At 56.0% G+C, this 26,716-nt stretch carries 21 protein-coding genes and 1 riboswitch; of the genes, 9 read left to right on the top strand and 12 right to left on the bottom strand.

The window, feature by feature from the left end:
• Positions 1-142: 142 nt before the first annotated feature.
• The 10 genes from PGS25_RS04140 to PGS25_RS04095 all read right to left on the bottom strand — a co-directional run bounded on the left by PGS25_RS04140 (position 143) and on the right by PGS25_RS04095 (position 14,121).
• Complete coding sequence (locus PGS25_RS04140; protein ID WP_270417797.1) at positions 143-2,590, bottom strand: glycogen/starch/alpha-glucan phosphorylase; 2,448 nt, start codon at positions 2,588-2,590, stop codon at positions 143-145.
• Between the two features lie 295 nt (positions 2,591-2,885).
• Entirely contained in the window at positions 2,886-4,322 is a 1,437-nt protein-coding gene (glgA, locus tag PGS25_RS04135) for a glycogen synthase GlgA (protein WP_270417796.1), read from the bottom strand.
• A gap of 192 nt (positions 4,323-4,514) precedes the next feature.
• Positions 4,515-5,642 (bottom strand): glucose-1-phosphate adenylyltransferase subunit GlgD, encoded by a 1,128-nt coding sequence (gene glgD / locus PGS25_RS04130; protein WP_270417795.1) that lies wholly within the window; start codon positions 5,640-5,642, stop codon positions 4,515-4,517.
• 15 nt (positions 5,643-5,657) lie between these two features.
• Complete coding sequence (locus PGS25_RS04125) at positions 5,658-6,866, bottom strand: glucose-1-phosphate adenylyltransferase (protein ID WP_270417794.1); 1,209 nt, start codon at positions 6,864-6,866, stop codon at positions 5,658-5,660.
• 96 nt (positions 6,867-6,962) lie between these two features.
• Positions 6,963-9,134, bottom strand: a complete 2,172-nt coding sequence (glgB, locus tag PGS25_RS04120; protein ID WP_118359944.1) for a 1,4-alpha-glucan branching protein GlgB — start codon at positions 9,132-9,134, stop codon at positions 6,963-6,965.
• 243 nt (positions 9,135-9,377) lie between these two features.
• Complete coding sequence (locus PGS25_RS04115; protein ID WP_117751043.1) at positions 9,378-10,607, bottom strand: competence/damage-inducible protein A; 1,230 nt, start codon at positions 10,605-10,607, stop codon at positions 9,378-9,380.
• 86 nt (positions 10,608-10,693) lie between these two features.
• On the bottom strand, positions 10,694-11,863 hold the full coding sequence (gene thiI, locus PGS25_RS04110) for a tRNA uracil 4-sulfurtransferase ThiI (RefSeq protein ID WP_118760823.1): 1,170 nt from the start codon (positions 11,861-11,863) through the stop codon (positions 10,694-10,696).
• Positions 11,864-11,886: 23 nt separating this feature from the next.
• The gene (locus PGS25_RS04105) at positions 11,887-12,273 is read right to left on the bottom strand and encodes a hypothetical protein (protein WP_118760824.1); all 387 of its coding nucleotides are present in this window, start codon (positions 12,271-12,273) and stop codon (positions 11,887-11,889) included.
• 5 nt (positions 12,274-12,278) lie between these two features.
• Positions 12,279-12,953: a hypothetical protein gene (locus PGS25_RS04100; protein WP_118760825.1), complete on the bottom strand. Its 675-nt coding sequence runs from the start codon at positions 12,951-12,953 to the stop codon at positions 12,279-12,281.
• Positions 12,954-12,993: 40 nt separating this feature from the next.
• Positions 12,994-14,121, bottom strand: coding sequence for a cysteine desulfurase family protein (locus PGS25_RS04095; RefSeq protein WP_270417793.1), 1,128 nt, complete (start codon positions 14,119-14,121; stop codon positions 12,994-12,996).
• 223 nt (positions 14,122-14,344) lie between these two features.
• Between PGS25_RS04095 and PGS25_RS04090 the strand changes: the two genes are divergently transcribed.
• The gene (locus PGS25_RS04090; RefSeq protein ID WP_110435320.1) at positions 14,345-15,628 is read left to right on the top strand and encodes an adenylosuccinate synthase; all 1,284 of its coding nucleotides are present in this window, start codon (positions 14,345-14,347) and stop codon (positions 15,626-15,628) included.
• Positions 15,629-16,048: 420 nt separating this feature from the next.
• Here PGS25_RS04090 and PGS25_RS04085 read toward each other — a convergent pair whose 3' ends face one another.
• The gene (locus tag PGS25_RS04085) at positions 16,049-17,128 is read right to left on the bottom strand and encodes a 6-phosphofructokinase (RefSeq protein WP_116704708.1); all 1,080 of its coding nucleotides are present in this window, start codon (positions 17,126-17,128) and stop codon (positions 16,049-16,051) included.
• 192 nt (positions 17,129-17,320) lie between these two features.
• Positions 17,321-17,435, top strand: a riboswitch (ZMP/ZTP riboswitch).
• A 76-nt stretch (positions 17,436-17,511) separates the two neighbouring features.
• Here PGS25_RS04085 and pflB point away from each other — a divergent pair.
• Both pflB and pflA read left to right on the top strand, forming a co-directional pair.
• A complete protein-coding gene (gene pflB, locus PGS25_RS04080) occupies positions 17,512-19,740 on the top strand; it encodes a formate C-acetyltransferase (RefSeq protein WP_270417792.1) in 2,229 nt (742 codons plus the stop codon).
• A gap of 767 nt (positions 19,741-20,507) precedes the next feature.
• Positions 20,508-21,206: a pyruvate formate-lyase-activating protein gene (pflA, locus tag PGS25_RS04075; RefSeq protein WP_270417791.1), complete on the top strand. Its 699-nt coding sequence runs from the start codon at positions 20,508-20,510 to the stop codon at positions 21,204-21,206.
• Between the two features lie 686 nt (positions 21,207-21,892).
• Here pflA and PGS25_RS04070 read toward each other — a convergent pair.
• Positions 21,893-22,048 (bottom strand): hypothetical protein, encoded by a 156-nt coding sequence (locus tag PGS25_RS04070; RefSeq protein WP_270417790.1) that lies wholly within the window; start codon positions 22,046-22,048, stop codon positions 21,893-21,895.
• 305 nt (positions 22,049-22,353) lie between these two features.
• Here PGS25_RS04070 and PGS25_RS04065 point away from each other — a divergent pair, with 305 nt between their 5' ends.
• From PGS25_RS04065 to PGS25_RS04040, 6 genes are all read left to right on the top strand, one after another.
• The gene (locus PGS25_RS04065) at positions 22,354-23,172 is read left to right on the top strand and encodes a P-loop NTPase (RefSeq protein WP_117751035.1); all 819 of its coding nucleotides are present in this window, start codon (positions 22,354-22,356) and stop codon (positions 23,170-23,172) included.
• Positions 23,169-23,609, top strand: a complete 441-nt coding sequence (locus PGS25_RS04060; RefSeq protein WP_270417789.1) for a NifB/NifX family molybdenum-iron cluster-binding protein — start codon at positions 23,169-23,171, stop codon at positions 23,607-23,609. The genes PGS25_RS04065 and PGS25_RS04060 overlap by 4 nt, the downstream gene beginning before the upstream one ends.
• A gap of 183 nt (positions 23,610-23,792) precedes the next feature.
• Entirely contained in the window at positions 23,793-25,097 is a 1,305-nt protein-coding gene (locus PGS25_RS04055) for a bifunctional folylpolyglutamate synthase/dihydrofolate synthase (protein WP_270417788.1), read from the top strand.
• A 157-nt stretch (positions 25,098-25,254) separates the two neighbouring features.
• Positions 25,255-25,575 (top strand): anti-sigma factor antagonist, encoded by a 321-nt coding sequence (locus PGS25_RS04050; RefSeq protein WP_270385840.1) that lies wholly within the window; start codon positions 25,255-25,257, stop codon positions 25,573-25,575.
• Positions 25,575-26,012 (top strand): anti-sigma F factor, encoded by a 438-nt coding sequence (gene spoIIAB, locus PGS25_RS04045; protein WP_270417787.1) that lies wholly within the window; start codon positions 25,575-25,577, stop codon positions 26,010-26,012. The genes PGS25_RS04050 and spoIIAB overlap by 1 nt, the downstream gene beginning before the upstream one ends.
• Entirely contained in the window at positions 26,009-26,716 is a 708-nt protein-coding gene (locus PGS25_RS04040; RefSeq protein WP_227109314.1) for a sigma-70 family RNA polymerase sigma factor, read from the top strand. The genes spoIIAB and PGS25_RS04040 overlap by 4 nt, the downstream gene beginning before the upstream one ends.

Here is a 26,716-nt window from a genome sequence, read left to right as displayed (position 1 = left end):
GCCTTTTTTAACAAACAGGAAAATCCCCCGAAAACCAAGAAGTTTTCGGGGGATTTTTCTGCAATAGCCCTTACAGGCTTGCCTGTCAAGGGCGTTAATTGTTAGAAAGGACGATCACGTCCTTTCTAACGAGGGCGGAGCCTTAGAAAGCGAAGTTGGTCTTAACTCTCCAGATATTCTGTGCATACTCAGCGATCGAGCGGTCCGCTGCAAAGCGGCCGGAGTTTGCAATGTTGATCAGAGCCATGCGGTTCCACTGATCCTGATCGCGGTAAGTCTGGCTTACGCGCTCCTGTGCTTCAGCGTAGGATGCGAAGTCCTTCAGGCTCATATAGCGATCAGCCGGGCCGCCGTTGCCGCCGTGCAGCAGCAGGTTGGCAATATCGGTGTAGTCCACGCCGTCACCGAAGCCGTGGATCATCTGATCGAGTACGCGGCGGATCACCGGATCGTTCTGGTAGATGACCATCGGCTCATAGCTGCCGGAAGCGGCCAGTGCCTCAGCCTCGGGCGTCTCCATGCCGAAGATGAAGATGTTCTCCTTGCCGACTGCCTCGCAGATCTCGACGTTTGCGCCGTCCATCGTGCCGATGGTCAGAGCACCGTTCATCATGAACTTCATGTTGCCGGTACCGGACGCTTCCTTGCCGGCGATGGAGATCTGCTCGGAAACCTCGGCGGCCGGCATGATAATCTCAGCCAGAGATACCTTGTAGTCCTCGAGGAATACGACCTTCAGCTTGTCGCGTACTGCCGGATCGTTGTCGATCATCTTGGAGATGGAGTTGATCAGCTGGATGGTCTTCTTTGCTACTGCGTAGCCCGGTGCGGCCTTGGAGCCGAAGATAAAGGTGCGCGGAACGAAATCCATATCCGGATTGTCCTTCAGCTTGTGGTACAGGCTGATAATATGCAGAATGTTCAGCATCTGGCGCTTGTACTCGTGCAGACGTTTAACCTGTACGTCAAAGATGGAGTCCATGTTGACTTCGATGCCGTTGTGCTCCTTGATATAGTCCGCCAGACGCTGCTTGTTGTGGCGCTTGATCTCGCCCAGCTTGTCGAGCAGCTCCTTGTCGTCCGCATAGTTGTTCAGAACCTGCAGTTCGGACGGATGGGTGCGGTAGCCGGTGCCGATCTTGCTCTCGATCAGCTCAGCCAGCTCCGGGTTGGCCTCACACAGCCAGCGGCGGTGTGCAATGCCGTTGGTGACGTTGCAGAACTTGGAGGAGTAAATCTTGTAGAAATCGGTGAATACGCGCTCCTTGAGGATCTCGGAGTGCAGCGCGGATACGCCGTTGATGGAGAACGAGCCTGCGATAGCCAGATGCGCCATGCGGACGGTATCGTCGGCAACGATAGCCAGCTTGGAGATCTTCTGGAAGTCGTTCGGGAAGTAGTTCCACAGCTCCTTGCAGAAGCGCTCGTTGATTTCGTAGATGATCTGCATAACACGCGGCATCAGCTCCTGAACGAGCGATACCGGCCAGCACTCGAGGGCTTCAGGCATAACGGTGTGGTTGGTGTAAGCAACAGACTGGCTGGTGATGTTCCAGGCCTGCTCCCAGCTCATGTCGTTCTCGTCCATCAGGATGCGCATCAGTTCCGGAATAACCAGAGTCGGATGGGTATCGTTGATATGCAGGACGTGCTTGTGCGCGAAGTTTTCGAGCGTGCCGTACTTCGCCTTGTGCTTTGCACAGATGTCCTGCAGGGTTGCGGAAACCAGGAAGTACTGCTGCTTGAGACGCAGGGACTGACCCTCGCGGTGGTTATCCTCCGGATAGAGGACCATGGAGATGGTCTCTGCCAGTGCGTGCTTCTCCAGTGCCTTCAGATACTCACCGGAGGAGAACAGCTTCATGTCCAGAGCGATCGGGCTCTGTGCCTTCCACAGGCGCAGACGCGCGATGTTGTTGGTGCCGTAGCCGGAGATCGGCATATCATACGGAACTGCCAGAACCGGCGTGTAATCGTGGTAGTTGACGACCAGCTTGCCGTTATCGTCGAAGTAGGTGTCAACCGTGCCGCCGATCTTGACCTCGCGGGTCTCATCCATTGCCGGAATCTGCCAAACCTCGCCGGTAGACAGCCAGGAATCCGGCAGCTCGACCTGCTGGCCTTCTACGATCTTCTGCTTGAAAATGCCGTGCTCGTAGCGGATGGAGTAGCCGGTGCCGCGTACGCCGTCGGTCGCCATGCCGTCCATGTAGCAGGCAGCCAGACGGCCAAGACCGCCGTTGCCCAGACCGGGATCAGCTTCCTCCTCGAAGATGTCCGCCATTTCGAAGCCCATGTCCTTCAGGGCTGCGGTCAGAGCGTCCAGCATACCGAGGTTGTAGGCGTTGTTGCGCAGGCTGCGGCCGACAAGAAATTCCATGCACAGGTAATGCACCTGACGCTCTCCGTCTTGCTCTACCTCATTCTGGGTTTCGATCATGTGCTCGGTCAGTGCATCGCGCACTACGAGGGCACAAGCCTCGTATACCTGATCCTTGGTAGCGTCCCCTACCTCGCAGGCAAAATGTCGCTGCAGTTTACCTGCAATGGCTTCTTTCAAAGCGGTCTTTGTGTACTGGGTCTTTGGCATGGTCTTTCTTATCTCCTCACATAATTTTGGTAGGCAGTCCCACGCGGTTGCATCGGCGGTGCTTGTCGGAAATTTTGTGCCCTGATTTCGTTGCGGCTTTTTGCAATACACAAAGTATTGCTGCAAACCCGCGCCTCGTCAGGACGCAAAATTTGCTCGACAATCCCTCGCCGCTGAACCACGCGGGACTGCCTTGGAAATACCGCAGATTTTACTGGGTAAAAATAATACGGTATTACCGGTTACCGTCACCGTATTCCCTCAAATCGGGTGACGGGTCGGGCTGACAGGTCGGTTACTGACCCATCGCGGTCTTGTAAACCTCGATATATTTATCGGCAGAGCTGCCCCAGCTGAAGTCGCTCTGCATACCCTGCATAATCAGCTTGCTCCACGCAGGCTTGTTAAAGCGGAATACGCCGCAGGCCTCGCGGATAACGTGCAGCATGTCGTGCGCGTTGTAGCTTGCAAAGGTGAAGCCGTTGCCCGTGCCGGCATAATCGACAAAGGCGTGAACGGTGTCCTTGAGGCCGCCGGTCTCGCGGACGATCGGAATGGTACCGTAGCGCAGTGCGATCATCTGTGCCAGGCCGCACGGCTCAAACTTGGACGGCATCAGGAACATATCGGCGCCTGCATAAATGCGGTTTGCCAGATCGCCGGAGAACATGATGGACGCGGAAACCTTATCCGGCCAGCGGCGCTTTGCCTCGATGAACATCTGCTCATAGCGGTAGTCGCCGGTGCCGAGCACGATCAGACGAACATCATCCGCCAGAATATCCGGCAGGACTGCTTCGACGAGGTCAAGTCCCTTCTGGTCAACAAAGCGGGTGACAATGCCGATAACCGGCGTGTTTGCATCGCCCTCGAGGCCGCAGAGCTTGAGCAGTTCGGTCTTATTGACCTGCTTATCCTGCGGATTGTTCGGGCCGTATTTCTTGAAGATCTTGCTGTCGGTCTCCGGATTGAAGGCATCCATGTTGATGCCGTTCAGGATGCCGTGCAGCTTGTAGCTGTTCATGCGCAGCACGGAATCCAGACGGTAGCCGTAGTATTCGGTCTGAATTTCGTTTGCGTAGGTCGGCGAAACCGTGGTGACAGCCGTGGAAGCCACGATAGCAGCCTTCATCAGGTTGACGTCACCGTCCATCGCCATAAAGCCGGAGCGGAAGTGTGCGTCGTCAATACCGAGCACATACTCCAGGATCTCACGGCCGTAGCGGCCCTGATACTGGATGTTGTGGATGGTGAACACGGTCTTGATATTCTCGTAGAACGGACGGGAAGCGAACATCAGGTTGTAATAAACCGGAACGAGGGCAGTCTGCCAGTCGTTGCAGTTGATCACATCCGGCTTCCAGTCCAGATCGGGCAGTACCTCGAGTACCGCCTTGGAGTAGTACGCGAAGCGCTCTGCGTCATCGTACTCGCCGTAGATCTGGCCGCGTGCGAAGTAATACTCGTTGTCGATGAAATAATAGGTAACGCCGTCCGCCTCATAGCGGAAGATACCGCAGTACTGGTTGCGCCAGCCCAGACGGACGTAAGCGTTTTTGATGTAATAGAACTTTTCGCGCATACTCTGGTCGATCGCAGAATACAGCGGGCAGAATACACGCACGTCGTGTCCCTTGGCAGCGAGTGCCTGCGGGAGCGAACCTGCTACATCGCCCAATCCGCCGGTTTTGATGAACGGAGCGCATTCGCTGGTAACATACATGATTTTCATAAAGCCGAGCCTCCCCAACAGAGAGTGCGGAAACAGCGCCGACCGTTTCCGCACCCGTTGTAATTTTATTATACTCGTTTCTGTCTGAATGTAATATAGCAATATTTCACGAACATTTGCGCTGCGGAAAATGCGTTTTTGCTGTGATAGCAACTTCTAAACAGAAGTTTATGCGGATTTAACAGAAAAGGATCAAACGGTTGCGTTTTTTGCGATGGTGATCGGATAATTTTCGTGTCCCATCATGGTGCGGCCATCACGGATAATAACATTGCGGTCGGTGATGACATGACGGAGCGAAGCCTCGGTCATAATGCGTCCGCCTTCCATGATGATGCAGTTATTGACCTCGGCGCCCTTTTCAATCACAACGTCGCGGAACAGGACGGAGTTCTTTACCTTGCCCTCGATGCGGCAGCCGTCGGCGATGAGGCAGTCCTCTACATCGGCTTCATCGCCGTAGTAGGTCGGAGCCTCGTCCTTGATGCGGGTCAGGATCGGACGGGTGCGCTTGAATACCTCGTTGCGGACATCCTTGTCGAGCATGTCCATGTTGGAGCGGTAGTAGTCGAAGGTGTCCTCGACCTTGACGGCGTACTCGTTGAACAGGTAGCCGGCTACCGTGCCGTCCATCAATGCACGGGTGAGGAACTCGCGCTCGAAGTGGATGCAGTTATGGGTTACGCAGTCGGACAGCATGTGGATAAGGTACTGGCGGCTCATGACGTAAATGCCGAGTGCCGCATGCTTGCACTTGCCCTCGTTGCAGTCTCCAACGCGGATGTCAACGGCTTCCTTCTTGCGGTTCAGCTCCACATAGGTGGTAAATGGGGAATCCTTCTGCTTCTTGGTGCATACCATGGTCAGGTCTGCGCCGGACTTGATATGGCGGTCGATAACGTCGTCGAGCGGTACATTGGCAACAATGTCGCCGTCCGCTACGACCACATAGTCTGCACGGTTCTTCTGCAGGAAGTCAACCGCACCGGCCAGTGCGTCGATCTTGCCGCGGTACTCGCCGGTTACCAGCGGAGACGCCTTCTTGGAGTAGGAATACGGCGGCAGCATGGTTACGCCGCCGTTCTTGCGGGAAAGATCCCAGTCCTTGGCATTGCCGATGTGGTCGATCAGGGACTGGTACTTGTCCTTCATCAGTACGCCTACGCGGTAAATGCCGCTGTTTACCATATTGGAAAGCATAAAGTCGATAATGCGATACCGGCCGCCCCACTGTACCGCACCGACCGTGCGGTGCTCGGTGATCTCGCGGAGATCGTTGTCGGTATCAAATGCAATGATCATGCCTAAAACGCTGTTCATGTTTGTGCCGCCCCCTTACTTTACGTCCGGCAGATCCTCGTCTGCCATTTCCTTAGCGGCCAGCTTTGCGCCGCTGCCGATGCGAACGCCTTCGGCTACTACCGCAACGCCCCAGTTGTCTACGTCGCTGTCGGACGGGCTGCCGCCGACTTCCGCGCCCTTGGCGATAACGGCCTTTTCGGCTACGATGGAGTAGCGCACGGTCGCGCCTTCCTCAACCACAGCACCCGGCATCAGGATGGAATATTCCACCTTGGCACCCTTGCCGATCTTAACATCCGAGAACAGGACGGACTCGGAAACGTCACCGTAGATCTCACAGCCCTCGGAAAGCAGGGTATGGGTAACCTTGGACTGCTTGGAGGTGAAATGCGGAGGCGAACCGGTGGTGCGGCCGTAAATCTTCCAGCTGTCATCGGAAAGCTGCAGGCCGGAGTTCGGAGAGAGCAGGTCCATGTTTGCTTCCCACAGGCTCTCGATGGTGCCTACGTCCTTCCAGTAGCCCTTGAAGCGGTAGGAAACCAGCTTTTCGCCGTTATTCAGCATCGCCGGAATGATATCCTTGCCGAAGTCGTTGGAGGACTGCTCGTTGGCCTCGTCATTGATGAGGTATTCCTTCAACTTCTTCCAGGTGAAGATGTAGATGCCCATGGAAGCCAGCGTGGACTTCGGCTCCTTCGGCTTCTCCTCGAATTCGTAGATGGTGCCGTCCGGCTTGCAGTTCATGATACCGAAACGGGAAGCCTCGGAAAGCGGAACGTCCAGCACCGCGATGGTCGCGTCAGCGCCGGTCTCCTTGTGCTGCTGGAGCATCTTGTTGTAGTCCATCTTGTAGATGTGGTCGCCCGAGAGAATGAGGACGTACTCGGGATCGTAATCCTCCAGGAACTGAATGTTCTGGTAGATGGCGTTTGCGGTGCCCTTGTACCACTCGGTCTTTTTGCTCTCGTACGGCGGCAGAACATAGACGCCGCCGCGCAGGCGGTCGAGGTCCCACGTCTGGCCGGAACCGATGTAAGCGTTGAGCACATGCGGCTCGTACTGGGTCAGCACGCCGACAGTATCAATGCCGGAGTTGACGCAGTTGGAAAGCGGGAAGTCGATAATACGGTACTTACCGCCGAACGGTACGGCAGGCTTAGCGACCTTTTTGGTCAGCACATACAAACGGCTGCCGCGGCCACCTGCGAGCAGCATGGCTACGCATTCTTTTTTCCGATACATGTAAATTCTCCTTTTTCACAGTTTGCATCGCTGCAATCTATACGCCGTCTGGCGCATCCCCTCTGTGTATCTCTTTTGCAGCAAACTTGCGCTTGCTTATTTAGAACCGCCGGTTGCGGTTACTGCCTTGTCTGTCGGTACGGAAACCGCCTTTTCGGTGGTTTTCGCAACTGCCTTGGTTCCGGTGCGTGCCACCGCCTTTTCAGTGGTCTTGGCAACGGATTTGGAGCCGGTCTTGGCAACGGCCTTCTCGGTTGTGCGGGCAACGGCCTTGGTGCCGGATTTCGCAACTGCCTTGGTCGAGCGGGTGCGCTTTACCGGTTTCTTGGCAGCCGCGGCTTTTGCGGCCTCGATCTCTGCCTTGGTGCGGCGCTTGGCTCTTGCCTTGCCCTTGAAGAACAGCACGCCGAAGCGCGGAATCTTCAGAACAATGGACTGTTCCTGACCGTGCATGGGCTTGTTTTCGGTCTTGAGCTTGCCGTTTGCCATGCCGCTGCCGCCGAACTCGGTCTTGTCCGAGGTGAATATCTCTTCATAAGTGCCGGTGATCGGAACGCCGATGCGGTATTCCTGCTGCTCCTCCGGAGAGAAGTTGACAACGACCACGATATCCGAGCCGTCCTTCGCCACACGGCGGAAGGCGATGATGTTGTTGCGGTTGTCCTCATGGCTGATCCACTCAAAGCCGCGCCAGTCGGTATCCTGCTCCCACAGCTGCGGAGTAGCAAGGTAGAAGTGATTGAGCGCCTTGACGTACGCCTGCATCTGGCGGTGCGCCGGATAATCCAGCAGCATCCAGTCCAGTCCGCGCTGGTACGCCCATTCGGAGAACTGTGCAAACTCGCCGCCCATGAACAGCATCTTCTTGCCCGGGTGTGCGGCCATATAGCCGTACAGCGCGCGCAGACCGCCGAACTGATTTTCATACGGAGGCGGCATCTTGCTGATGAGCGAGCACTTGCCGTGCACGACCTCATCGTGCGAGAGCGGCAGAATGTAGTTTTCGGAAAAGGCGTACATGAACGAGAAGGTGATCTTGTCGTGCATGTCCTTGCGGAAGAACGGGTCTGCCGAGCAGTAGCACAGCATGTCGTTCATCCAGCCCATGTTCCACTTGAAGTTGAAGCCCAGACCGCCGTCGTAACCCGGCTTGGTTACCATCGGCCATGCGGTGGACTCCTCGGCGATCATCATAACGTCCGGATGGTCGGTCAAAATGTACTCGTTGAGCAGCCGCAGGAAGTCAACGGCCTCCAGATTTTCGCGTCCGCCGTGAACGTTCGGCCGCCATTCGCCCTGACGGTTGTAATCCAGATACAGCATGGAAGCGACCGCGTCCACGCGCAGGCCGTCCATGTGGAATTTCTCGATCCAGAACATCGCGGAGGAGAACAGCAGGTTTCTCGTGGAGACCTTGCCGTAGTCGAATACGCGCGTGCCCCATTCCTTGTGCTCCATCTTGAGCGGATCGGCGTATTCGTACAGGTGCGAGCCGTCAAACTCGACCAGTCCGCAGCCGTCCTTCGGGAAGTGCGCCGGAACCCAGTCCATGATAACACCCAGACCGGCCTGATGCGCCTTGTCGATCAGGTACATCAGATCCTTCGGCGTGCCGTAGCGGCTGGTGGCGGCAAAATAGCCGATTACCTGATAGCCCCACGAGCCGTCGAACGGATACTCGGTCAGCGGCATAAACTCGATGTGGGTGTAGCCCATTTCCTTGACATACGGCACAAGCTCGTCCGCCAGCTGGCGGTAGGAGTAGAAGTTGCCGTCCTCGTGCATCTTCCACGAGCCGAGGTGGCATTCGTAGATGTTGACCGGATTGGAATACGGCAGGTGCTTTTTACGCCAGTCCAGCCACGAGGCGTCGCCCCATTCGTAGCCGTCGAGGTCATACGCCTTGGTGGCGTTGCCCGGACGGGTCTCAAAATGGAAGCCGTACGGGTCGGACTTGTCAAACACATCGCCGGACTTAGCCCATACACTATACTTGTACGCGGCATATTCCGGAATATTCGGAATAAATTTCTCCCAGATACCCTGTTCATCACGCGTCATATAATCGGCGTTGCGGTTCCAGTCGTTGAACTCACCCATGACGGAAACCTTTTCGGCCTCCGGTGCATAAACACGGAACAGATAACCCTGTTCACCATCCTGCACGAAAGGGTGGGCTCCCATGTAATCGAATGCGCGACAATCCCGGCCGGAATAGAAAAGCTCGCTTCGCTTTTCAGCGGCGGGTGCTGCGGATTTTTTCTTCATACAGCATCTCTCCCTTTACAGCCGCCAAATGGAGGAAAATAAGAATATTTTCCAACAGTTTGTGTACTTCGACAGAATTTTGGCGGAATACCCTCACTTTAGTTAGATATAGTATACATCACATAAATAGAAAAGTCCAGCAATTTAGCACAATTACTGGACTTTCTTTACAGAAATTTTGTTTGCTTTCCACATCATTTGAGCGGAAATGACAAAATAACGTACAATTCGATATAAATTTGTTCAGAAAATATGGCGGCGGATGAGATCAAGCGCAGTAGAAGCAGCCTGCATGCGCACGCGGTCGCGGCCGAGCGAGGACTGCATTTTGCGGGTAAAGAACTTGCCGTCGTACCAAACGCTGATATAGACCAGACCGGTCGGCTTGTCCTCGGTGCCGCCGCCCGGGCCGGCAATGCCGGTGATGCCTACGCCGATATCCGAGCCGAGCGCATTTGCAACGCCGACTGCCATCTGCTCTGCGGTTTCGGGAGATACCGCGCCGACCGTGTCGAGGGTCTCCTTCTTCACGCCGAGCACCTTTTCCTTGACGCTGTTGCTGTACGAGCACACACCGCCGAGGTAGTAATCGGATGCGCCCGGGATGTCGGTCAGACGTTTGGACAGCAGACCGCCGGTGCAGCTTTCGGCTACCGCAAGGGTCAGCTTGCGCTCGCGCAGGCCGTCGCCGACTACCTGCTCGAGAGAGTCAACGTCTACGCCGTAAACATCGTCTCCGAGCAGCTTCAGGATTTCGTCAACGACCGGATCGAGCAGCTTCTCGCATTCTGCCGGGGTGTCCGCCTTGGCGGTAACGCGCGCGAAGCACTCCGAGGTGCGGGCATACGGCGCGATGGTCGGGTTTGCGCTTTTTTCCATCATGTCGTGCAGGATATTCTCCATGTTGCTTTCGCCGAGACCGAATACGCGGATGTTGCGGGATACGATGCAGCCGCCTGCCAGCTTGTACAGATACGGCATTGCACATTCCTTCCACATCGGGTTGCACTCGCGCGGAGGGCCGGGCAGCATGAGAACGTGCTTGCCGTCGGCCTCAAACGCACAGCCGGGCGCCGTGCCCCACAGGTTGGTGAATACGGTGCAGCCCTCGGGCAGCCATGCCTGCTTTTCGTTGTTCTTGGTCATTTCGCGGCCGATGGTCTTGAAAAAGTCGGTCAGACGGTCCATGGACGGCTGATGCAGCACCATCTTTTTGCCGAAAACGGTTGCCAGCGTCTCCTTGGTCAGATCATCAAGGGTTGGGCCAAGGCCGCCGGTGGTGATGATGATGTCAGCACGGTCCTTTGCCTCGCGGACTACGCGCTCGAGACGCGCCGGATTGTCACCGACAACGGTCTGGTAGAATACATTGATGCCCAGCTCGGACAGACCCTGCGAGATGAGCTGTGCATCGGTGTTTACGATGTCGCCCAGCAGGATCTCTGTGCCGACTGCGATAAGTTCTGCGTTCAATGGATTTTCCTCCTTTGGAAAAACGTGATAGAGGTTATATTGCAGGGCGGGGTGTCCCCGCCCTGCGGCATAGCGAATACCTGTGTTTACGGCAGATGAATAATCTCCACACCCTTAACCGCCTCGTCCACGAGTGCTTCAACGTCGAGGTGGCTCTCCGCCTCGAGGATTTTCGGCATTTTCGGCTTGGTATTCGGGTGCTTCGGGGTAAATACGGTGCAGCAGTCCTCGTAGGGGAGGATAGAGGTCTCAAAGGTGTCGATCTTACGGGCGATCGTCACAATTTCCTCCTTATCCATGCCGATGCAGGGACGGAACACCGGCAGGTCGCACACCGCGCCGGTAACGGCCATGGCGGGCATGGTCTGGCTGGCAACCTGACCGAGCGACTCACCGGTGATGAGTGCGCCGCAGCCGTACTCAACAGCTACGCGCTCGGCAATGCGCATCATAAAGCGGCGCATGATGAGCGTGAACAGCTCCTCGTGGCACTTGTCGCGGATCTCCTCCTGAATGTGGGTGAACGGCACGACCATAACGCTCATGCGGCCGCACCATGCGGTCAGCTTGCGACCCAGCTCAAGCACCTTCTCCTTAGCGCGCTCGGACGTATACGGATAGCTGAAAAAGTGGATGCCGCACAGTTCCAGACCGCGCTTGGCCATCATCCAGCCGGCAACAGGGGAGTCAATGCCGCCGGAGAGCAGCAGCGCTGCACGGCCGTTCGAGCCGATCGGCATGCCGCCCGCACCCGGAACCGGACCGGCGTGTACAAAGGCGTATTTCTCACGCATTTCAACGTGTACGATGAGGTCGGGATGGTGCATGTCCGGACGAACATCCGGGAACAGATCAGCAAGCTCGCCGCCGACGTGCTGGCTGATCTCTGTCGATGTCATCGGGAATTTCTTGTCGCCGCGCTTGGACTCGACCTTGAACGTCTTTGCCGCGGCAAAGTTGGGCGCAAGGTAGTCCCTTGCGGTCGCAATGACGCTCTCGAGCGTCTTTTCCGGGCAGACCGCCGCGCGGGAGATGGTGGCAAAGCCGAATACGCGGCTTGCGCACTCCATAACCGCATCTGCGTCCGCATCGTCCGGAATCTCCACATAAACGACCGACTGGCGCATGGTGATCTCGCAGTCTGCAACGTGCGCCATGCGGCGCTTGAGGTTTTTCAGCAGACGATCCTCAAAGGTTTTGCGGTTGAGTCCCTTGAGGACGATCTCACCGCACTTGAGCAGTAATACTTCTTTCATTTATTGTCTCCTTGATGGTAAATTTATTCGTTTGCGCTGATGATTTCCTTCTCCTCAGCGGTCATCAGGCTGTCGCGGTCGGCGCTGTCCGAGCCGAACTCCAGCTTGGTTTTTACATAGTCATCATCCGGCAGGTTGAACACCTGTGCCAGATAGTTTAAGTAAACGTCCGCCATGATTTCCAGTTTGCCGTAATCGGTCTCCCACGGTACGAGCGACTGCGTGCCGACGCTCACCGTGCCGTCCTCCCGGCGGTCGATCTTGACCGGCAGACTGCATTCCTCCGCACGCTTTTCGGCAGTGTCCGGCAGGCTGTCGTAAAGGCCCTCCATCCAGAAGCGGCATTTGCCGTCGTAAACGGCAATCTGCTGCGCGGAGCCGTTCGGTTTGGTGATGGTTTTGTATTCCATATAGATTAAACTCCTTGTTTTTGTTCCTCGTCAATGGTTCCGCGAAAATAAGAAACAAGAACACCGTATTTTTCGCCATCCTTGTTTGCGGAAAAGGCATAGTAGTCGGACATGTCCGCAGGTTCGGGCGCAGTAAAGTAGAGAGCCTCGCTGTCCCGACCGTCTTTATACGCGGTATTGTTATTGGGATTGACTTTGTAGTAAACACAGTCTGTGTAGCCTGCCTGCTCAACGATATTCTGCGCCTGCGATGCGGTAATCGGGTGGGTAATCAGCAGAAATGCACCGGTAATACACAGAACAGCTACCATAGCAGCCGCATAGGCAGTGGAATTTTGCTCTCGATATCTTAGCTCGATAATGCTCAACGTAGCCCAAAGCGGCAGGAAAATCCAGTTGTCGAGAGAATACGGTTCCGTGAACAGTATGTACGGAATGGTGCAGAGGATACCGCAGAATATCAGCTGACAAAGCCGTGTAACGATATGATTAGGCGGAAACCATGGTTCCCGTTCCTCGCCTGTGCGGCCTGCGGCTGATGCAATAAAAATAAAGCATACGGCGCCAACCAGCACAGGATTGTCCAGCAGCATCCGGCCGTACACGAAGAAGTGCAGACCGAAAATCACGGCCGTGCAGATACAGCAGATACCGGCGTTCATAATATGTTTTTTACTCATAACCCTACCTCCTCGCAATAATTCCTAATTACGAATTAGCTTATCTGCGGAACATTTTCGCGCCCTTTTTGACCGCTGCCACAAAAGCATCCACATCTTCCTTGGTGTTGAACGGTGCAAACGAAACGCGCAGCGCGCTGTCCGTGCGCGCCTTCGGCAGACCGAGTGCCTTGAGCACACCGCTCTGCTTGCCCTTGGAGCAGGCTGAGCCGCTGGAAATGTAAACCTCGTCCCCCTCGAGTACATGCAGCATGACCTCGCTCTTGCAGCCGGGCATGGAAAGATTGACAACATGCGGGATATCGCCTTCGCCGTTCATTACAGCATCCGGCAGCTCGGCGCTGACCTGCTGCTTGAGGTAGTCGGCCAGCTCCTGCACATGGGCGTAATCCTCGTCGAAATGCGCCATGCGAATCTTGCACGCCTTGGCAAATGCTGCGATATTCGGCACGGCCTCGGTGCCCGGACGCATGCCGCGCTCCTGACCGCCGCCGAAGGTCAGCGGCGGCAGACGCAGACCCTTCTTGACATACAGTGCACCGATGCCCTTGGGTGCGCCGATCTTGTGGCCGGAAACGCTCATCAGGTCACAGTTCCATTTTTTCGGCGTCAGGCGTACACGGCAAAGACCCTGCACGGCATCAATGTGGAACAGTGCCTTGGGTGCCTTGGCCTTGAGCAGCTTTCCGAGCTGTTCGACCGGCTGTACCGTGCCGATCTCGTTGTTGACCAGCTGGCAGGAGAGAAGAATGGTGTCCTCGGTCAGTGCTTCGCTCAGCACCTCGGGTGTGATGTGACCGGTTGCGTCCGGTGCAAGGAAAACTACGTCGAAGCCGTCCGCAGCAAGCTGCTTTGCGGTGTTGACGGTTGCCGCGTGCTCGATCTCGGTCGTGATGATACGGCCCTTTTTATGTCGGTTGAGGTGAGCGGTACCGCGCAGGCTGATGTTGGTGCTCTCCGTGCCGCAGGCGGTGAAATATACTTCCTCAGGCAGGCAGCCGAGCGCAGACGCGACCGTCCTGCGGCTGTCCTCAAGCAGATGCGAGGCCTCCAGACCCATGCGGTGCAGGCTGGACGGGTTGCCGAACTCCTCGCACATCGCGTGAACGGCCGCTTCGGCTGCTTCGGGCAGCACGCGGGTCGTCGCCGCGTTATCAAGATAATGCATAGAAAAACGAACTCCTTCATCGGGACAGACCGCCGTGCGGCCATACTTCCCGCTATTATAAAATATTTTACAACGGCGGGCCGTCTTTTACAAGACAAAAACGTGCAAAACGGCATTGAAAAGTAGAAAAGGGTATGCTATAATTTTAAGGGTATGGCTGTTACCTATTATAAGTATACTGCGTGACAAGAGCACGTTGCAGATAGAAAGGGAGGAAATCCTAATGCCAGGTAAGGTAATTCTCGGCGCCCAGTGGGGCGACGAAGGCAAGGGTAAGTTTATTGATATTTTCGCAGGCAAGGCGGATCTGGTTGTCCGCAGCCAGGGCGGCAACAATGCCGGTCACACCGTTGTAGCCGGCGGTGAGAAGTACAAGCTGCAGCTGATTCCGTCCGGCATCCTGTATCCGGAGTGCGTCAACGTCATCGGCCCGGGTGTTGTTGTCAATCCGAAGGCTGTCCTCGGCGAGATCGACGGCCTGCACGAGAAGGGCGTTTCCACCGACAAGCTGTTCATCGACGCACGCTGCCACTGCATCATGCCGTGGCACCTTGAGCTGGATGCGCTCAGCGAGGCAGAGAAGGCCAAGGAAGGCACCGCGATCGGCACCACCAAGAAGGGCATCGGCCCGACCTACATGGACAAGTCCGAGCGCAGCGGCATCCGCATGCACGATTTTGTAGACGCAGAGCGTTTCGAGGAGGTTATCCGCGAGACCTGTGCCCGCAAGAACCGCGTGATCACCGGCGTTTACGGCGGCGAGCCGATCGACGCGGACGCTGTTATCGCAGAGTACAAGGTTTACGCAGACCGTCTGCGTCCGATGGTGCGCGACACCACCGTTATGACCTATGATGCTATCAAGTCCGGCAAGGAAGTGCTGTTCGAGGGTGCACAGGGCACGCTGCTCGACCTCGACATGGGCACCTATCCGTATGTTACTTCGTCTCATCCGGTAGCAGGCGGCTGCTGCATCGGTTCCGGTGTCGGCCCGACTGCCATCAACGAGATCATGGGTATCTTTAAGTCCTACACTACCCGTGTAGGCGAGGGTCCGTTCCCGACCGAGCTGTTCGACGAGACCGGCGACTACATCCGCAATGCAGGCGGCGAGTTCGGTACCGTTACCGGCCGTCCGCGCCGTACCGGCTGGTTCGACGCAGTCGTTGCACGCTATGCGGTTCGTGTAAACGGTCTGACCGACGTTGTTATCAACAAGATCGACCCGCTGCGCGGTCTGCCGAAGCTCAAGGTCTGCGTTGCATACAAGCTGAAGAACGGCGAGACCGTTACCGAGTTCCCGGCAAACTTCATGGATCTGGTAGACTGTGAGCCGGTTTACGAGGAGTTCGACGGCTTTGATGAGGATATCACCAACTGCCGTTCCTTCGAGGAACTGCCGGCAACCGTGCAGTCCTACATCAAGGAGCTGGAGCGCATCATCGAGTGCCCGATTACCATGCTTGGCGTAGGCCCTGCTCGTGATCAGGTTATGACGATCAAATAATTCGTCCGAAACCACGCTTTCGGACGAGAGGGACGTACCGAGCCAATGGCTCGGATACGTCCTATACGGGATTTTGCGCGTCCGCCTTGGCGGGCACACAAAATCCCTTTTTTCTTGTAAAAAAACGCAGGCGATATCCTTGCGCGGCTATGTCCGCGCTGCGCGCGCATGTCCTGCGTTTTTTGCATTTGCACGGCAAACGCGATTGAATGCCGCCGTGAAACGGCGGTCGTGCACGGCACGGGACAATGACTCGGATTTCTGAACGAAATCCTGTCATGTAGTTGCGGTTTGCAAGCAAACCGGAATTTTATATGTGCTTTCGCACGAAAAAAGGACGCATATTATGCGTCCTTTTTGGAACGGATTAAATAGCTGCGTTCATTCTCCATTCTCCATTTTCAATTCTCAATTCGGCAATCAGTCGCCCATCGACAGTCCGAGCGCTCTTGCCTGCTTCACCAGTTCGCCATCGGGCGGAACGGTTTTCAGCTTGCCTGCGACCTCGGTCAGCGGAACCGGCACGATATGGTTATCCTGCAGCGCAACCATATAGCCGAACTTTTTCTGCAGGATAAGCTGGGCTGCCGCTACGCCGAACCGGCTTGTCAGCACACGGTCGGCCGGGCAGGGAGCGCCGCCGCGCTGGTAATGGCCCGGAATGGTAACGCGGATCTCCTGACCGGTCAGCTCCTTCAGCTCGTCCGCAATGCGGTAGGAGATGGACGGATAGGTCATCGCCTCACGGGCAGCCTTGAATTCCTTTTTGCTCAGCTTGGCCTCGTCCTGACTTATCGCGCCCTCAGCCACTGCAATGATCGAGAATCGTTTGCCTGCCTTGGCACGCTTTTCAATCGCTGCGGCAATCTTTTTTGCGGAGTAGGGGATTTCCGGAATAACGATGACATCCGCGCCGGAGGCAATGCCTGCGTACAGCGTCAGCCAGCCGGCTTTATGTCCCATAACCTCCACGATGAACACGCGCGAGTGCGAAAATGCGGTGGAATGGATGGAATCAATAACTGTGGACGCGATATCAATCGCGGACTGAAAACCGAATGTCAGCTCGGTGCCCCACAGATCGTTGTCGATCGTCTTGGGCAGCGTTACCACGTTTACGCCCTTCATGCTCAGCAGGTTTGCGGTCTTGTGCGTGCCGTTGCCGCCCAGAATGACCAGACAGTCAAAGCCTGCCTTTTTCACCGTGTGCAGCATTTTATCCAGCTTAGTCTCCTCGCTGTCCTCGATGGTCTTGCGCATTTCCTTGAACGGCTGGCGCGACGTACCGAGAATGGTGCCGCCGACGGTCAGAATATCCGAAAAATCCTCGGGCAGCATTTCGTGGTAATCGCCCTCGATCAAACCGCGGTAGCCGTCCCGAATACCATAGATGGTTACTTTATCTCCCAGTTCGTTATACAGTGTTTTCGCTACACCGCGCAGTGCCGCGTTCAGACCCTGACAGTCGCCGCCGCTGGTCAGCATACCAATCTTTAACATACTCGTCTGCCTCCTGACTCTGTTTTTCACATTCTGTATATTGTACAATGCGCAGTATCGTATTTTTACTATACCCTATTTGGTGTAAATTGAAAAGATACTTTACACAGATTCCATCGTTTTTTCACATGGATTTTTTGTGACTTTCGGCAGTTGCATATTGAGCGGCAGATGTGTTATGCTAATGCCAGACAGATTCCCTGCAACTGACGGACACAGGTGGAGCGCAAACCACCGGGGAGCAGGGAGTTCCGTAATCAGATGCACCGTGAAGTGTATCTCAATGCCGACCGTCTGGGCAGTGTCGCAAGTAATACGCGATGCTGTCCTTTTTTGTTACCATAAAAAAGGACAGCAGACAGCACAAACAGGAGGAAAAGAACATGAACGCATGGAACAACTTTAATGGCGGCAACTGGGAAAACGAGATCAATGTCCGCGACTTTATCCAGAAGAATTACACCCCGTATGATGGTGACGGCGCTTTTCTGGCTCCGGCTACCGCACGCACGACTGCGCTGCGTGAGAAGTTCGATGCACTGCTCGCGGAGGAGCGCGAAAAGGGCGGTGTCCGTAATATCGACACCGAGACCGTTATCACTATCACGGCGTTCGGCCCGGGCTATCTCGACAAGGACAACGAGGTTATCGTCGGCCTGCAGACCGATGAGCCGCTCAAGCGTGCATGCAATCCGTTCGGCGGCATGCGTATGGTCCGTGATGCGTGCAAGCAGTACGGCTACGAGGTTTCTCCCAAGATTGAGGAGGAGTTCAAGTACCACAAGACCCACAACGACGGCGTATTCTCTGCATACACCAAGGATGTCCGCGAAGCGCGTCACGTTGGTCTGCTGACCGGCCTGCCGGACGCTTACGGCCGCGGCCGCATCATCGGTGACTACCGCCGTGTAGCGCTGTATGGCGTGGACCGTCTGATCGCGGGAAAGCAGAAGGACAAGGATGCGCTCGGCGATGTGCCGACCACCGAGAAGGAGATCCGCTGCGCGGAGGAGCTCTCCGACCAGATCAAGGCCCTCAAGGACATGATCGCAATGGCGGCTTCCTACGGCTTTGATATCACCCGTCCGGCGGAGAACGCAAAGGAAGCCGTTCAGTGGCTGTACTTTGGCTATCTGGCCGGCATCAAGGAGCAGAACGGCGCCGCAATGAGCCTTGGCCGCACCTCCACCTTCCTCGATATCTACTTTGAGCGCGATATTGCGGCAGGTCTCATGACCGAGTCCGAGGCGCAGGAGATCATGGACGACTTCGTTCTGCACCTGCGTATGGCGCGTCACCTGCGCACGCCGGAGTATAACGAGCTGTTCGGCGGCGACCCGATGTGGATCACCGAGGCAGTCGGCGGCATCGGTGAGGACGGCCGTCACATGGTTACGAAGAACAGCTACCGCATGCTCAACACCCTGTACAACCTGAACGCTGCAGCAGAGCCGAATCTGACCGTTCTGTGGAGCGAAAACCTGCCGGGGAACTGGAAGAAGTTCATCGCAAAGGTGTCTATCGACACGGATGCCCTGCAGTACGAGAACGATGATGTTATGCGTCCGTACTACGGCGATGATTACGCCATCGCGTGCTGCGTATCCGCGATGCGCGTCGGCAAGGATATGCAGTTCTTCGGTGCGCGTGCCAACATCGCAAAGCTGATGATGATGGCGATCAACGGCGGCCGTGACGAGAACAAGTTCGAGCAGGTCGGCCCGGAGATGCCGGTCATGGACGGCGATGTGCTGGATTACGAGGAGGTTCTCCGCCGCATGGACTTCTACCGTCCGTGGCTGGCTAAGACCTACGTTTCCGCGATGAACACCATCCATTACATGCACGACAAGTACGCCTACGAGAAGAGCCAGATGGCGCTGCATGACACTGAGGTGCGCCGCCTGATGGCGTTCGGCATTGCGGGCATGAGCTGCATGGCGGATTCGCTCTCCGCGATCAAGTATGCCAAGGTAAAGCCCATCCGTAATCCGGAGAACGGCATTATCGTGGATTTTGAGATCGAGGGCGATTTCCCGAAGTTCGGCAACGACGACGATCGTGTAGATCAGATCGCATGTGAGCAGGTCGAGAAGTTCTATCAGGCACTGACGCAGTTCCCGCTGTACCGCGGTGCAATTCATACGCTGTCCATCCTGACCATCACCTCCAACGTTATGTACGGCAAAAAGACCGGCAACACGCCGGACGGCCGCCGTCACGGCGAACCGCTGGCACCGGGCGCAAACCCGATGAGCGGCCGCGACGTTTCCGGCGCGCTGGCATCGCTCAACTCGGTTGCAAAGCTGAGTTACACCTACTGCCGCGACGGTATCTCCAACACGTTCTCCATCACGCCGGGTGCGCTCGGCAAGACCGATGAGGAGCAGGTGAACAACCTTGTTGCCATCATGGGCGGCTACTTCGCGCAGAACGCGCATCACCTGAACGTAAACGTGCTCAACCGCGAAACCCTCATGGCGGCTTACGAGCATCCGGAGCAGTACCCGAACCTGACCATTCGTGTTTCCGGCTACGCGGTCAACTTCTACAAGCTCAGCCGCGAGCAGCAGCGTGAGGTTATTTCGCGCACGTTCCACGAGGCGATCTGAGTTTTCGCTTGTGAAGCGAACGGAACTGCGCTGACGCCGCGTGGGCGCACAAGAGGGATGGACACCTAAGGTTTCCACCCTCTGATTTTCTCCCCGTTTCCTTTGGGATAGTCTGGCGCAGATTGCCGACATGTGACCGCTGCGAAAAGGGGAACGGCAGAGGATTTTTTCTTCCGCAGAGACGGCCTGCGACCGCTCATGTATCCGCATATTCGCAGTATCAGATACCGTACTGCTACACAGGTGGTTTTCTTTCCGCGGGGTGCGGCATGACAGTGCCGCACAACACGTTAGCGCGTTATGATAGACAGGGCCTACGGAGATAAATGGTACTGAATGCTTAATTCGCAGGTGCCGTGCGTTACAACGTGCCAAAGAGTTGCGCGACACTGTTATGTCGCGCCTGTTGGGAGTTGCCGACCTGTGTAGCAGTACGCTGTCTGTGAACTGCGAAAAGGCGGAGAAAGACACGCTGGAGTAACCCGACTGTCGTACTCCAATTTCGGAGCGGTCGCCGTTCTCCGATTTTCGCCGGGCTAACAAGCAAAGGGAAACGGGAGTCCCAAGAGGGTAGAAACCGCAGGTGTCTACCCTTTTGGTTTCCGCGGCGAAACCGCCGCACGTCTCCCGCGGCGGGTGCCGCGTATTCCCTCGCTTGATTCAAGCGAAAGTCCTTCGCACGGATAGGGCGAACCGCCTGCGCGGTTCGTGTGAACCGGCGAACGAATACTGCAGAAAGACTTCTGAGATGAAAGGAAAGTGGCAATATGATCGGAAACATTCATTCCATTCAGTCCCTCGGCGCGGTGGACGGCCCCGGCGTGCGATACGTCGTATTTATGCAAGGCTGCCCGCTGCGGTGCGTCTATTGCCACAATCCCGATACCTGGCTGACCGAAGGCGGCACACCGACCGACGTGGACGAGCTGGTCCGCAAGGCTCTCCGGTTTCGTCCGTACTGGAAGAATGGCGGCGGCGTAACCGTCACCGGCGGCGAACCGCTCCTGCAGGCCGAATTCGTCGAGGAGTTTTTCGCCAAGCTGCATGAGCACGGCGTACATACCGCGCTCGATACCTCCGGCGTGGGCAATCTCTCCAAAGCGGAAAAGGTGCTCGCACACACGGATTTAGTCCTGTGCGACCTGAAATTTCTCACCAAAGCGGATTATCTCAAGAACTGCCGCGCGGATTTCGACCAGATTGAGCGTTTCCTGCAGCTGACCGCGATGAAAAACGTGCCGCTGTGGATTCGGCATGTGGTCGTGCCCGGTCTGACCGATGGTATGGGCCATTTGCGCCGCGTCAAAGCCAAGGCGGAAAGCTATCCCAACTTTGAAAAGCTGGAGTTTTTGCCGTTCCACAAGCTGTGCATGGAAAAATATGAACGGCTCGGTCTGGAGTTTCCGCTGAAGGATACGCCCGCCATGAACCCGGATGCCCTGAAAACCATGGTCGCACAGCTGTAACACGGAAAATTCATCACCGAACGGCAAATTATGAACTTTAGGCAACACCGCGTCTTGTCAGTACGCAAAATTTACTCGCAAATCTCTCTTGTTCAATTATGCGGTGTTGCCTTAGAAACAAACCTTTCAAATTCTGTTCAAAATTCGTTCACACATTTTGCGGCAAAGTGCGGTATACTAACATTGTCGATGAGGGAAGCCGCAATCCCGAACGACACAGCCTACTGATTTTTTTTATTTCTCTTTTACCCCCTTTATTTTGTGAAATGACCGAAAACACCCTGTTTCCGTTCCCCCTCGGAGGCAGGGTGTTTTCCTGTCCGAAACCGGGTTTTCGGCAGTACACAAACCTTTCAAATTCTGTTCAAAATTCGTTCACACATTTTGAAGCAAAGTGCGGTATACTAACATTGTCGATAAGGGAAGCCGCAATCCTGAATCGATAGTCATCTACAATCTTTTATTTCTCTTTTACCCCCTTTATTTTGTGAAATGATCGAAAATGCCTCGGTTCCGTTTCCCCCACGGAGCCGGGGTGTTTTCCTGCCTCGGAGTATCTTTGAAATGGTTAAGCAGGATACTTGTTTACATTGTAAAAAATATTTCAAGGTCTGTTCATGATTTGTTCACAATTAAAGGGTGTCTGCGCGATATACTATAGGTGTCAGTAAGAGTTCCCCCTTTTCTCAAGCTGACAACCTCTTTTCTTTGATTTTATCACCTTTTCTTAAACTCTTTTCATTTGCATCAACGAGAACGCCCTGTTTCCTTCCCCCGGGAAACAGGGCGTTTCTCTTTTGGTGCCAAACTGCGGTTTGGACGATATGCTGTTTTCTTTTCATATCCTTCACAGCATATTCAAATTTCGTTCACACATTCGGCATAAAAAGACGGTATACTGTACTTGTCAGTGAGGGAGAGCCGCAAATCCCGCATTGACGTCATCCGATTTTTTCATTTCTCTTTTTCCCTTTTTTCAATTTGTGTTATTAACCGAAAGCACCGCTGTTTCGTTCCCCCACGAAACAGCGGTGCTTTTCTGTTTTTGGCATTTGTCAATAAATAAGCCGGTGCGATGCTTGCGGAAAACGCTTTTTTAGGGTATACTGTTTTTTAAGCAAGATATATAGGTAAGGAGTTGTTTTTTATGGGTTGCTCGCATAATTGCGATAGCTGCTCGTCTAACTGCGGCGGCGAAAAGAGCCTCAAGGTTGCAGCCAATCCGGCGGCCTCTGTTAAAAAAGTCATCGGCGTTGTTTCCGGTAAGGGCGGCGTAGGCAAAAGCCTGCTCACCTCGATGATGGCGGTCGGCATGACGCGCAAGGGTTATTCCTGCGGTGTGCTGGATGCCGACATCACCGGTCCGTCTATCCCTAAGACCTTCGGCGTACACGGTCAGCTCGAGGGCTGCGAGGAAGGCATTCTTCCGGCACGCAGCGAAGGCGGTGTACAGATGATTTCGATCAATCTGGTGCTGCCGCATGAGGACGATCCGGTTATTTACCGCGGTCCGATCATCGCGGAGACCGTCAAGCAGTTCTGGTCGGACGTTGTATGGGACGACGTGGACTTCCTGTTTGTCGATATGCCTCCCGGAACGGGCGACGTACCGCTGACCGTGTTCCAGTCCCTGCCGGTGGACGGCATCATCGTTGTTACCTCGCCGCAGGATCTGGTCTCCATGATCGTCGGCAAGGCGGTTAAGATGGCGAAGATGATGAACATTCCGGTGCTCGGCATTGTGGAGAACTACAGCTATCTGGCATGCCCGGACTGCGGCAAGCACATTTCGGTATTCGGCGAGAGCCACATTGACGAGGTAGCCGCGCACTACGAGCTGCCGGTTCTGGCCAAGCTGCCGATCGACCCGAAGCTGGCTGCGGCGGTTGACGCAGGCAAGATCGAGGATGCAAAGCTGCCGGACGAGCTTTCCGGTGCGCTTAAGACCGTGGAGGGTCTGTTATGAACATTGGCGTAGCATATGAAAACGGCCGGATCGCCAAGAATCTGGGCGACTGCCGTGAGGTGCTCATTATCACCACCGAGGGCCGGGAACCGGTCGGCAAGCGCATTGCCGGGATTGCCGGCACATCCGCGACCGACCTGATCAAGTTCGCCGGTCTGGAGCAGATCGACGTGCTCATCTGCGGTTCACTCGGTCTGGCAATGCGCAACGCACTCGAGATGCTCGGCGTGCTGCTCGTGCCCGGCTGTGAAGGCTCGGCGGAGGAATCCGTAGCGAAATTCCTCGTCGGTGAAAAGCAGGGTGACCCGACCATCCTCGAGATCGGCCGTGAGGAAGATCCGGATGATCCGATGGCATGCATGCACGACTGTGCAAAGTGCTCCGGCTGCGGCCCGAGCGAGCTGCTCAAGCAGATTCCGGTCGAGGAGATCAAGTAAAAAACATAAAAACCACCGATTTTCGGTGGTTTTTATGTTTCCAATGGAGAATTGAAGATGGAGAATGAATGTTCAGATGAAGTAAGTGCCGCTCCTTTTGCGGAAAGGTAATTCTCCATTCTCAATTTGATGAAACTGTGTTATAATCAAATGTATCATTATAATACAAGGAAAGAAGCTATTATGGATACCGAAAATCCGAAAACAGCAATCGAATACATACACTCTCTCGGCAGATTTTCCGGCAAGCCGGGTCTGCACCGTATCAAGGCGCTGTGCGAGGCACTGGGAAACCCGCAGGACAGGCTGAAGTTTGTTCATCTTGCGGGCACGAACGGCAAAGGCTCGACCGCGTGCATGATCGCCTCGGCACTGCAGGCGGCCGGACTGCGCACCGGACTGTATACCTCGCCGTATCTGGTGCAGTTTTACGAGCGCATCCGCGTGGACGGTGTGATGATCTCGGACGACGATCTGACGCGCCTGTGTGAACGGGTAACGGTGGCGTGTGAATCACTCACACTGCCCGAGGGTGAGACCATCGGCGAGTTTGAGTTTACGACCGCACTGGCGTTCCTCTTCTTTGTTGAGCAGGAATGCGACATTGTGGTTCTCGAAACCGGTCTGGGCGGCCGCTGTGACGCGACAAATGTCATCAAAAATGCGGAGGTCTGCGTTATTACGCCGATTTCGCTCGACCATATGGCGGTGCTTGGCAACACAACGGCGGTCATTGCGGCCGAGAAGGCAGGTATTTTCAAGCCGGGCACGGCGGTTGTCTGCGCGGACGGTCAGCCGAACGATGTACAGCGGGTGCTGCGCCGTGCCTGCGACGCGGCGGGTGCTGTCTGGTTCGGCGGAGCGGAGGACTGCCGCGTACTGCGGTGTGACATCGGCGGTTCGGCGTTCGTGTACGAGGCGCAGGGCTACACCATTGCCATGCCCGGACGGCATCAGCTGCAGAATGCGCGGACGGCTCTGCGGGCGCTGAACGCACTGCGCGAGCGCGGCTGGAACATTCCGACCGAAGCCGCCGTGCGCGGTCTGGCGCGGGCGCGTATCGCAGGCCGGCTGGAACGCGTGGTCGATCAGCCGCTCATCCTGCTCGACGGCGCACACAATGCCGCAGGCGCGGATGCCCTGTGTCACGCGGTGGATGAGCTGCTCAAGATGAAGCGGCTGCACGTTGTGATGGGCATGGTGCGCGACAAGGACTACGAAACCTGTGTTCACGAGGTCGCCAGCCGCGCGGATGACTTTTACGCCTGTGTGCCGGATGCGGGTGAGCGTTCGCTGGATGTACACACGATTGCAGAGCTGGCGCGGCAGTCGTGCAAGCGCGTGTACGAATGCGAATCCGCCGAGCACGCCATCGAGCTTGCACTGGAGCATGCGAAGATGAACGACTGCATTCTTATCTGCGGTTCGCTGTACCTCATCGGTGAGTGCGAGAAGATTTTGCGCGGCCGACCGAAAACGACAGATTAAAATGGAATAAACAGGTAAAATAAGGCTTGTACTTTGAAAGTACAAGCCTTTTATTTTTGTGTCAGTTGTTTTCAATAGGTATATTGTTTGGTATATCGCAGGGCGGGGCGCCCTGCGAAATAAGAGGTAATATTTTGCTGATTTCGAGGTGATATATATGCTGCAAATCACGCAGAGAAGGCAGGATGGCACGCTGATCGCGGTGTACACCGGTGAGCTGGACCATCATGCAGCACGGGCGGCGATCGAGCAGACCGAGGATCTGCTGGTGCTGTTTCCGTGTGAAAAGCTGGTGCTCGACCTGTCCGAGCTGACGTTTATGGACAGCTCCGGTCTGGCGGTCGTCCTGCACCTGTACCGCACCTGTGCCCGCAGCGGACGCGAATTTGCGGTGCGCGGCACGCCGCCGCAGCCGATGCGGGTGTTTGAGGCGGCCGGTCTGCCGCAGGTGATGGTTTTTGAAAGGGGGAAGGAATAATGCGGGCGGTCATCAACAAAATGAGCCTGAAATTCGAGAGCCATTCGGTCAACGAGGCGTTTGCGCGGCAGGCGGTCGGCGCATTTGTCGCGCAGCTGGACCCAACGATGGAGGAGCTCGGCGACATCAAAACCGTGGTCTCCGAGGCAGTGACAAACGCTATTGTGCACGGCTACGCGGACAAATGCGGGTTTATCACGGTCACGGTGCGGCTGTTCGAGGGACGCGCTCTGGAGCTCAAGGTAAAAGACGCCGGCTGCGGCATTGAGAATGTCGAGCAGGCGCGCCAGCCCATGTTCACCACGGGCGACGACACGCGCAGCGGCATGGGATTTACCATCATGGAGACATTTACGGACAAAATGCGCGTGCGCTCCACGCCGGGAAAGGGAACGCTGGTTGCGATGGTCAAGGTGCTGAAGGAGCGGCAGGTGTGACCGGAGAAATGCGCACGCTGCTCGAGCAGGCGGCTTCGGGCGACAGGGACGCGGAAGCGCGGCTGATCGAGGACAACAGCGGTTTAATCTGGTCGATCGTGCGGCGGTATTACGGGCGCGGCACCGAGCCGGACGATCTGTATCAGCTGGCGTGTGTCGGTTTCATCAAGGCCGTGCGCGGTTTTGATGTGTCGCTCGGCAACGAGTTTTCTACTTATGCGGTGCCCAAAATCGCGGGTGAGATTCGGCGGTTTCTGCGGGACGACGGTGCGGTCAAGGTCAGCCGGGCGGTCAAGGAACGCGCGGTTCGTGTGCGCCGCCTGCAAAGCGACTGGGAGAGCCGGAACGGACGGTCACCGACCGTATCAGAACTGGCACAGGCCGCCGGATTGACGGTCGAGGAAGTAGCGGCCTGCGAGCAGGCGGACGTGTCGGTGGACTCGTTCGAGCGGGAGCTGTCCGGCGGCGGACGCGTAGGTGATCTGGTCGGTGACGAGGGAATGGAGGAGAGAACCTGCCTGCATCTGTCGCTGCACGAGGCGCTGCAGGACTTGCCCGACCGCGACAGGCAGGTGCTCAGTCTGCGCTATTCGCGTGATTTGACGCAGCAGCAGGTCAGCCGCATCGTCGGCGTGTCGCAGGTGCAGGTCTCGCGCATCGAAAAACGCGCCATAGAGAAGCTGAGGGAAATGCTGAGAGAGTGA

It is taken from the genome of Butyricicoccus sp. AM78-15b2TA, from assembly GCF_027665985.1.
Lineage (GTDB): Bacteria > Bacillota > Clostridia > Oscillospirales > Butyricicoccaceae > Agathobaculum > Agathobaculum butyriciproducens.
Note: the sequence above shows the minus strand (reverse complement) of the source record. Positions and strands in the feature narration are given on the sequence as shown.

Coding starts and splice junctions, on each gene's coding strand:
- PGS25_RS04125 (WP_270417794.1), bottom strand. CDS start 6,866: ATGTATCGGAAAAAAGAATGCGTAGCCATGCTGCTCGCAGGTGGCCGC.
- spoIIAB (WP_270417787.1), top strand. CDS start 25,575: ATGCGGGCGGTCATCAACAAAATGAGCCTGAAATTCGAGAGCCATTCG.
- glgB (WP_118359944.1), bottom strand. CDS start 9,134: ATGAAGAAAAAATCCGCAGCACCCGCCGCTGAAAAGCGAAGCGAGCTT.
- glgA (WP_270417796.1), bottom strand. CDS start 4,322: ATGAAAATCATGTATGTTACCAGCGAATGCGCTCCGTTCATCAAAACC.
- pflA (WP_270417791.1), top strand. CDS start 20,508: ATGATCGGAAACATTCATTCCATTCAGTCCCTCGGCGCGGTGGACGGC.
- PGS25_RS04090 (WP_110435320.1), top strand. CDS start 14,345: ATGCCAGGTAAGGTAATTCTCGGCGCCCAGTGGGGCGACGAAGGCAAG.
- PGS25_RS04060 (WP_270417789.1), top strand. CDS start 23,169: ATGAACATTGGCGTAGCATATGAAAACGGCCGGATCGCCAAGAATCTG.
- PGS25_RS04070 (WP_270417790.1), bottom strand. CDS start 22,048: ATGAAAAGAAAACAGCATATCGTCCAAACCGCAGTTTGGCACCAAAAG.
- PGS25_RS04140 (WP_270417797.1), bottom strand. CDS start 2,590: ATGCCAAAGACCCAGTACACAAAGACCGCTTTGAAAGAAGCCATTGCA.
- glgD (WP_270417795.1), bottom strand. CDS start 5,642: ATGAACAGCGTTTTAGGCATGATCATTGCATTTGATACCGACAACGAT.
- PGS25_RS04105 (WP_118760824.1), bottom strand. CDS start 12,273: ATGGAATACAAAACCATCACCAAACCGAACGGCTCCGCGCAGCAGATT.
- PGS25_RS04100 (WP_118760825.1), bottom strand. CDS start 12,953: ATGAGTAAAAAACATATTATGAACGCCGGTATCTGCTGTATCTGCACG.
- PGS25_RS04095 (WP_270417793.1), bottom strand. CDS start 14,121: ATGCATTATCTTGATAACGCGGCGACGACCCGCGTGCTGCCCGAAGCA.
- PGS25_RS04055 (WP_270417788.1), top strand. CDS start 23,793: ATGGATACCGAAAATCCGAAAACAGCAATCGAATACATACACTCTCTC.
- PGS25_RS04085 (WP_116704708.1), bottom strand. CDS start 17,128: ATGTTAAAGATTGGTATGCTGACCAGCGGCGGCGACTGTCAGGGTCTG.
- pflB (WP_270417792.1), top strand. CDS start 17,512: ATGAACGCATGGAACAACTTTAATGGCGGCAACTGGGAAAACGAGATC.
- PGS25_RS04050 (WP_270385840.1), top strand. CDS start 25,255: ATGCTGCAAATCACGCAGAGAAGGCAGGATGGCACGCTGATCGCGGTG.
- thiI (WP_118760823.1), bottom strand. CDS start 11,863: ATGAAAGAAGTATTACTGCTCAAGTGCGGTGAGATCGTCCTCAAGGGA.
- PGS25_RS04065 (WP_117751035.1), top strand. CDS start 22,354: ATGGGTTGCTCGCATAATTGCGATAGCTGCTCGTCTAACTGCGGCGGC.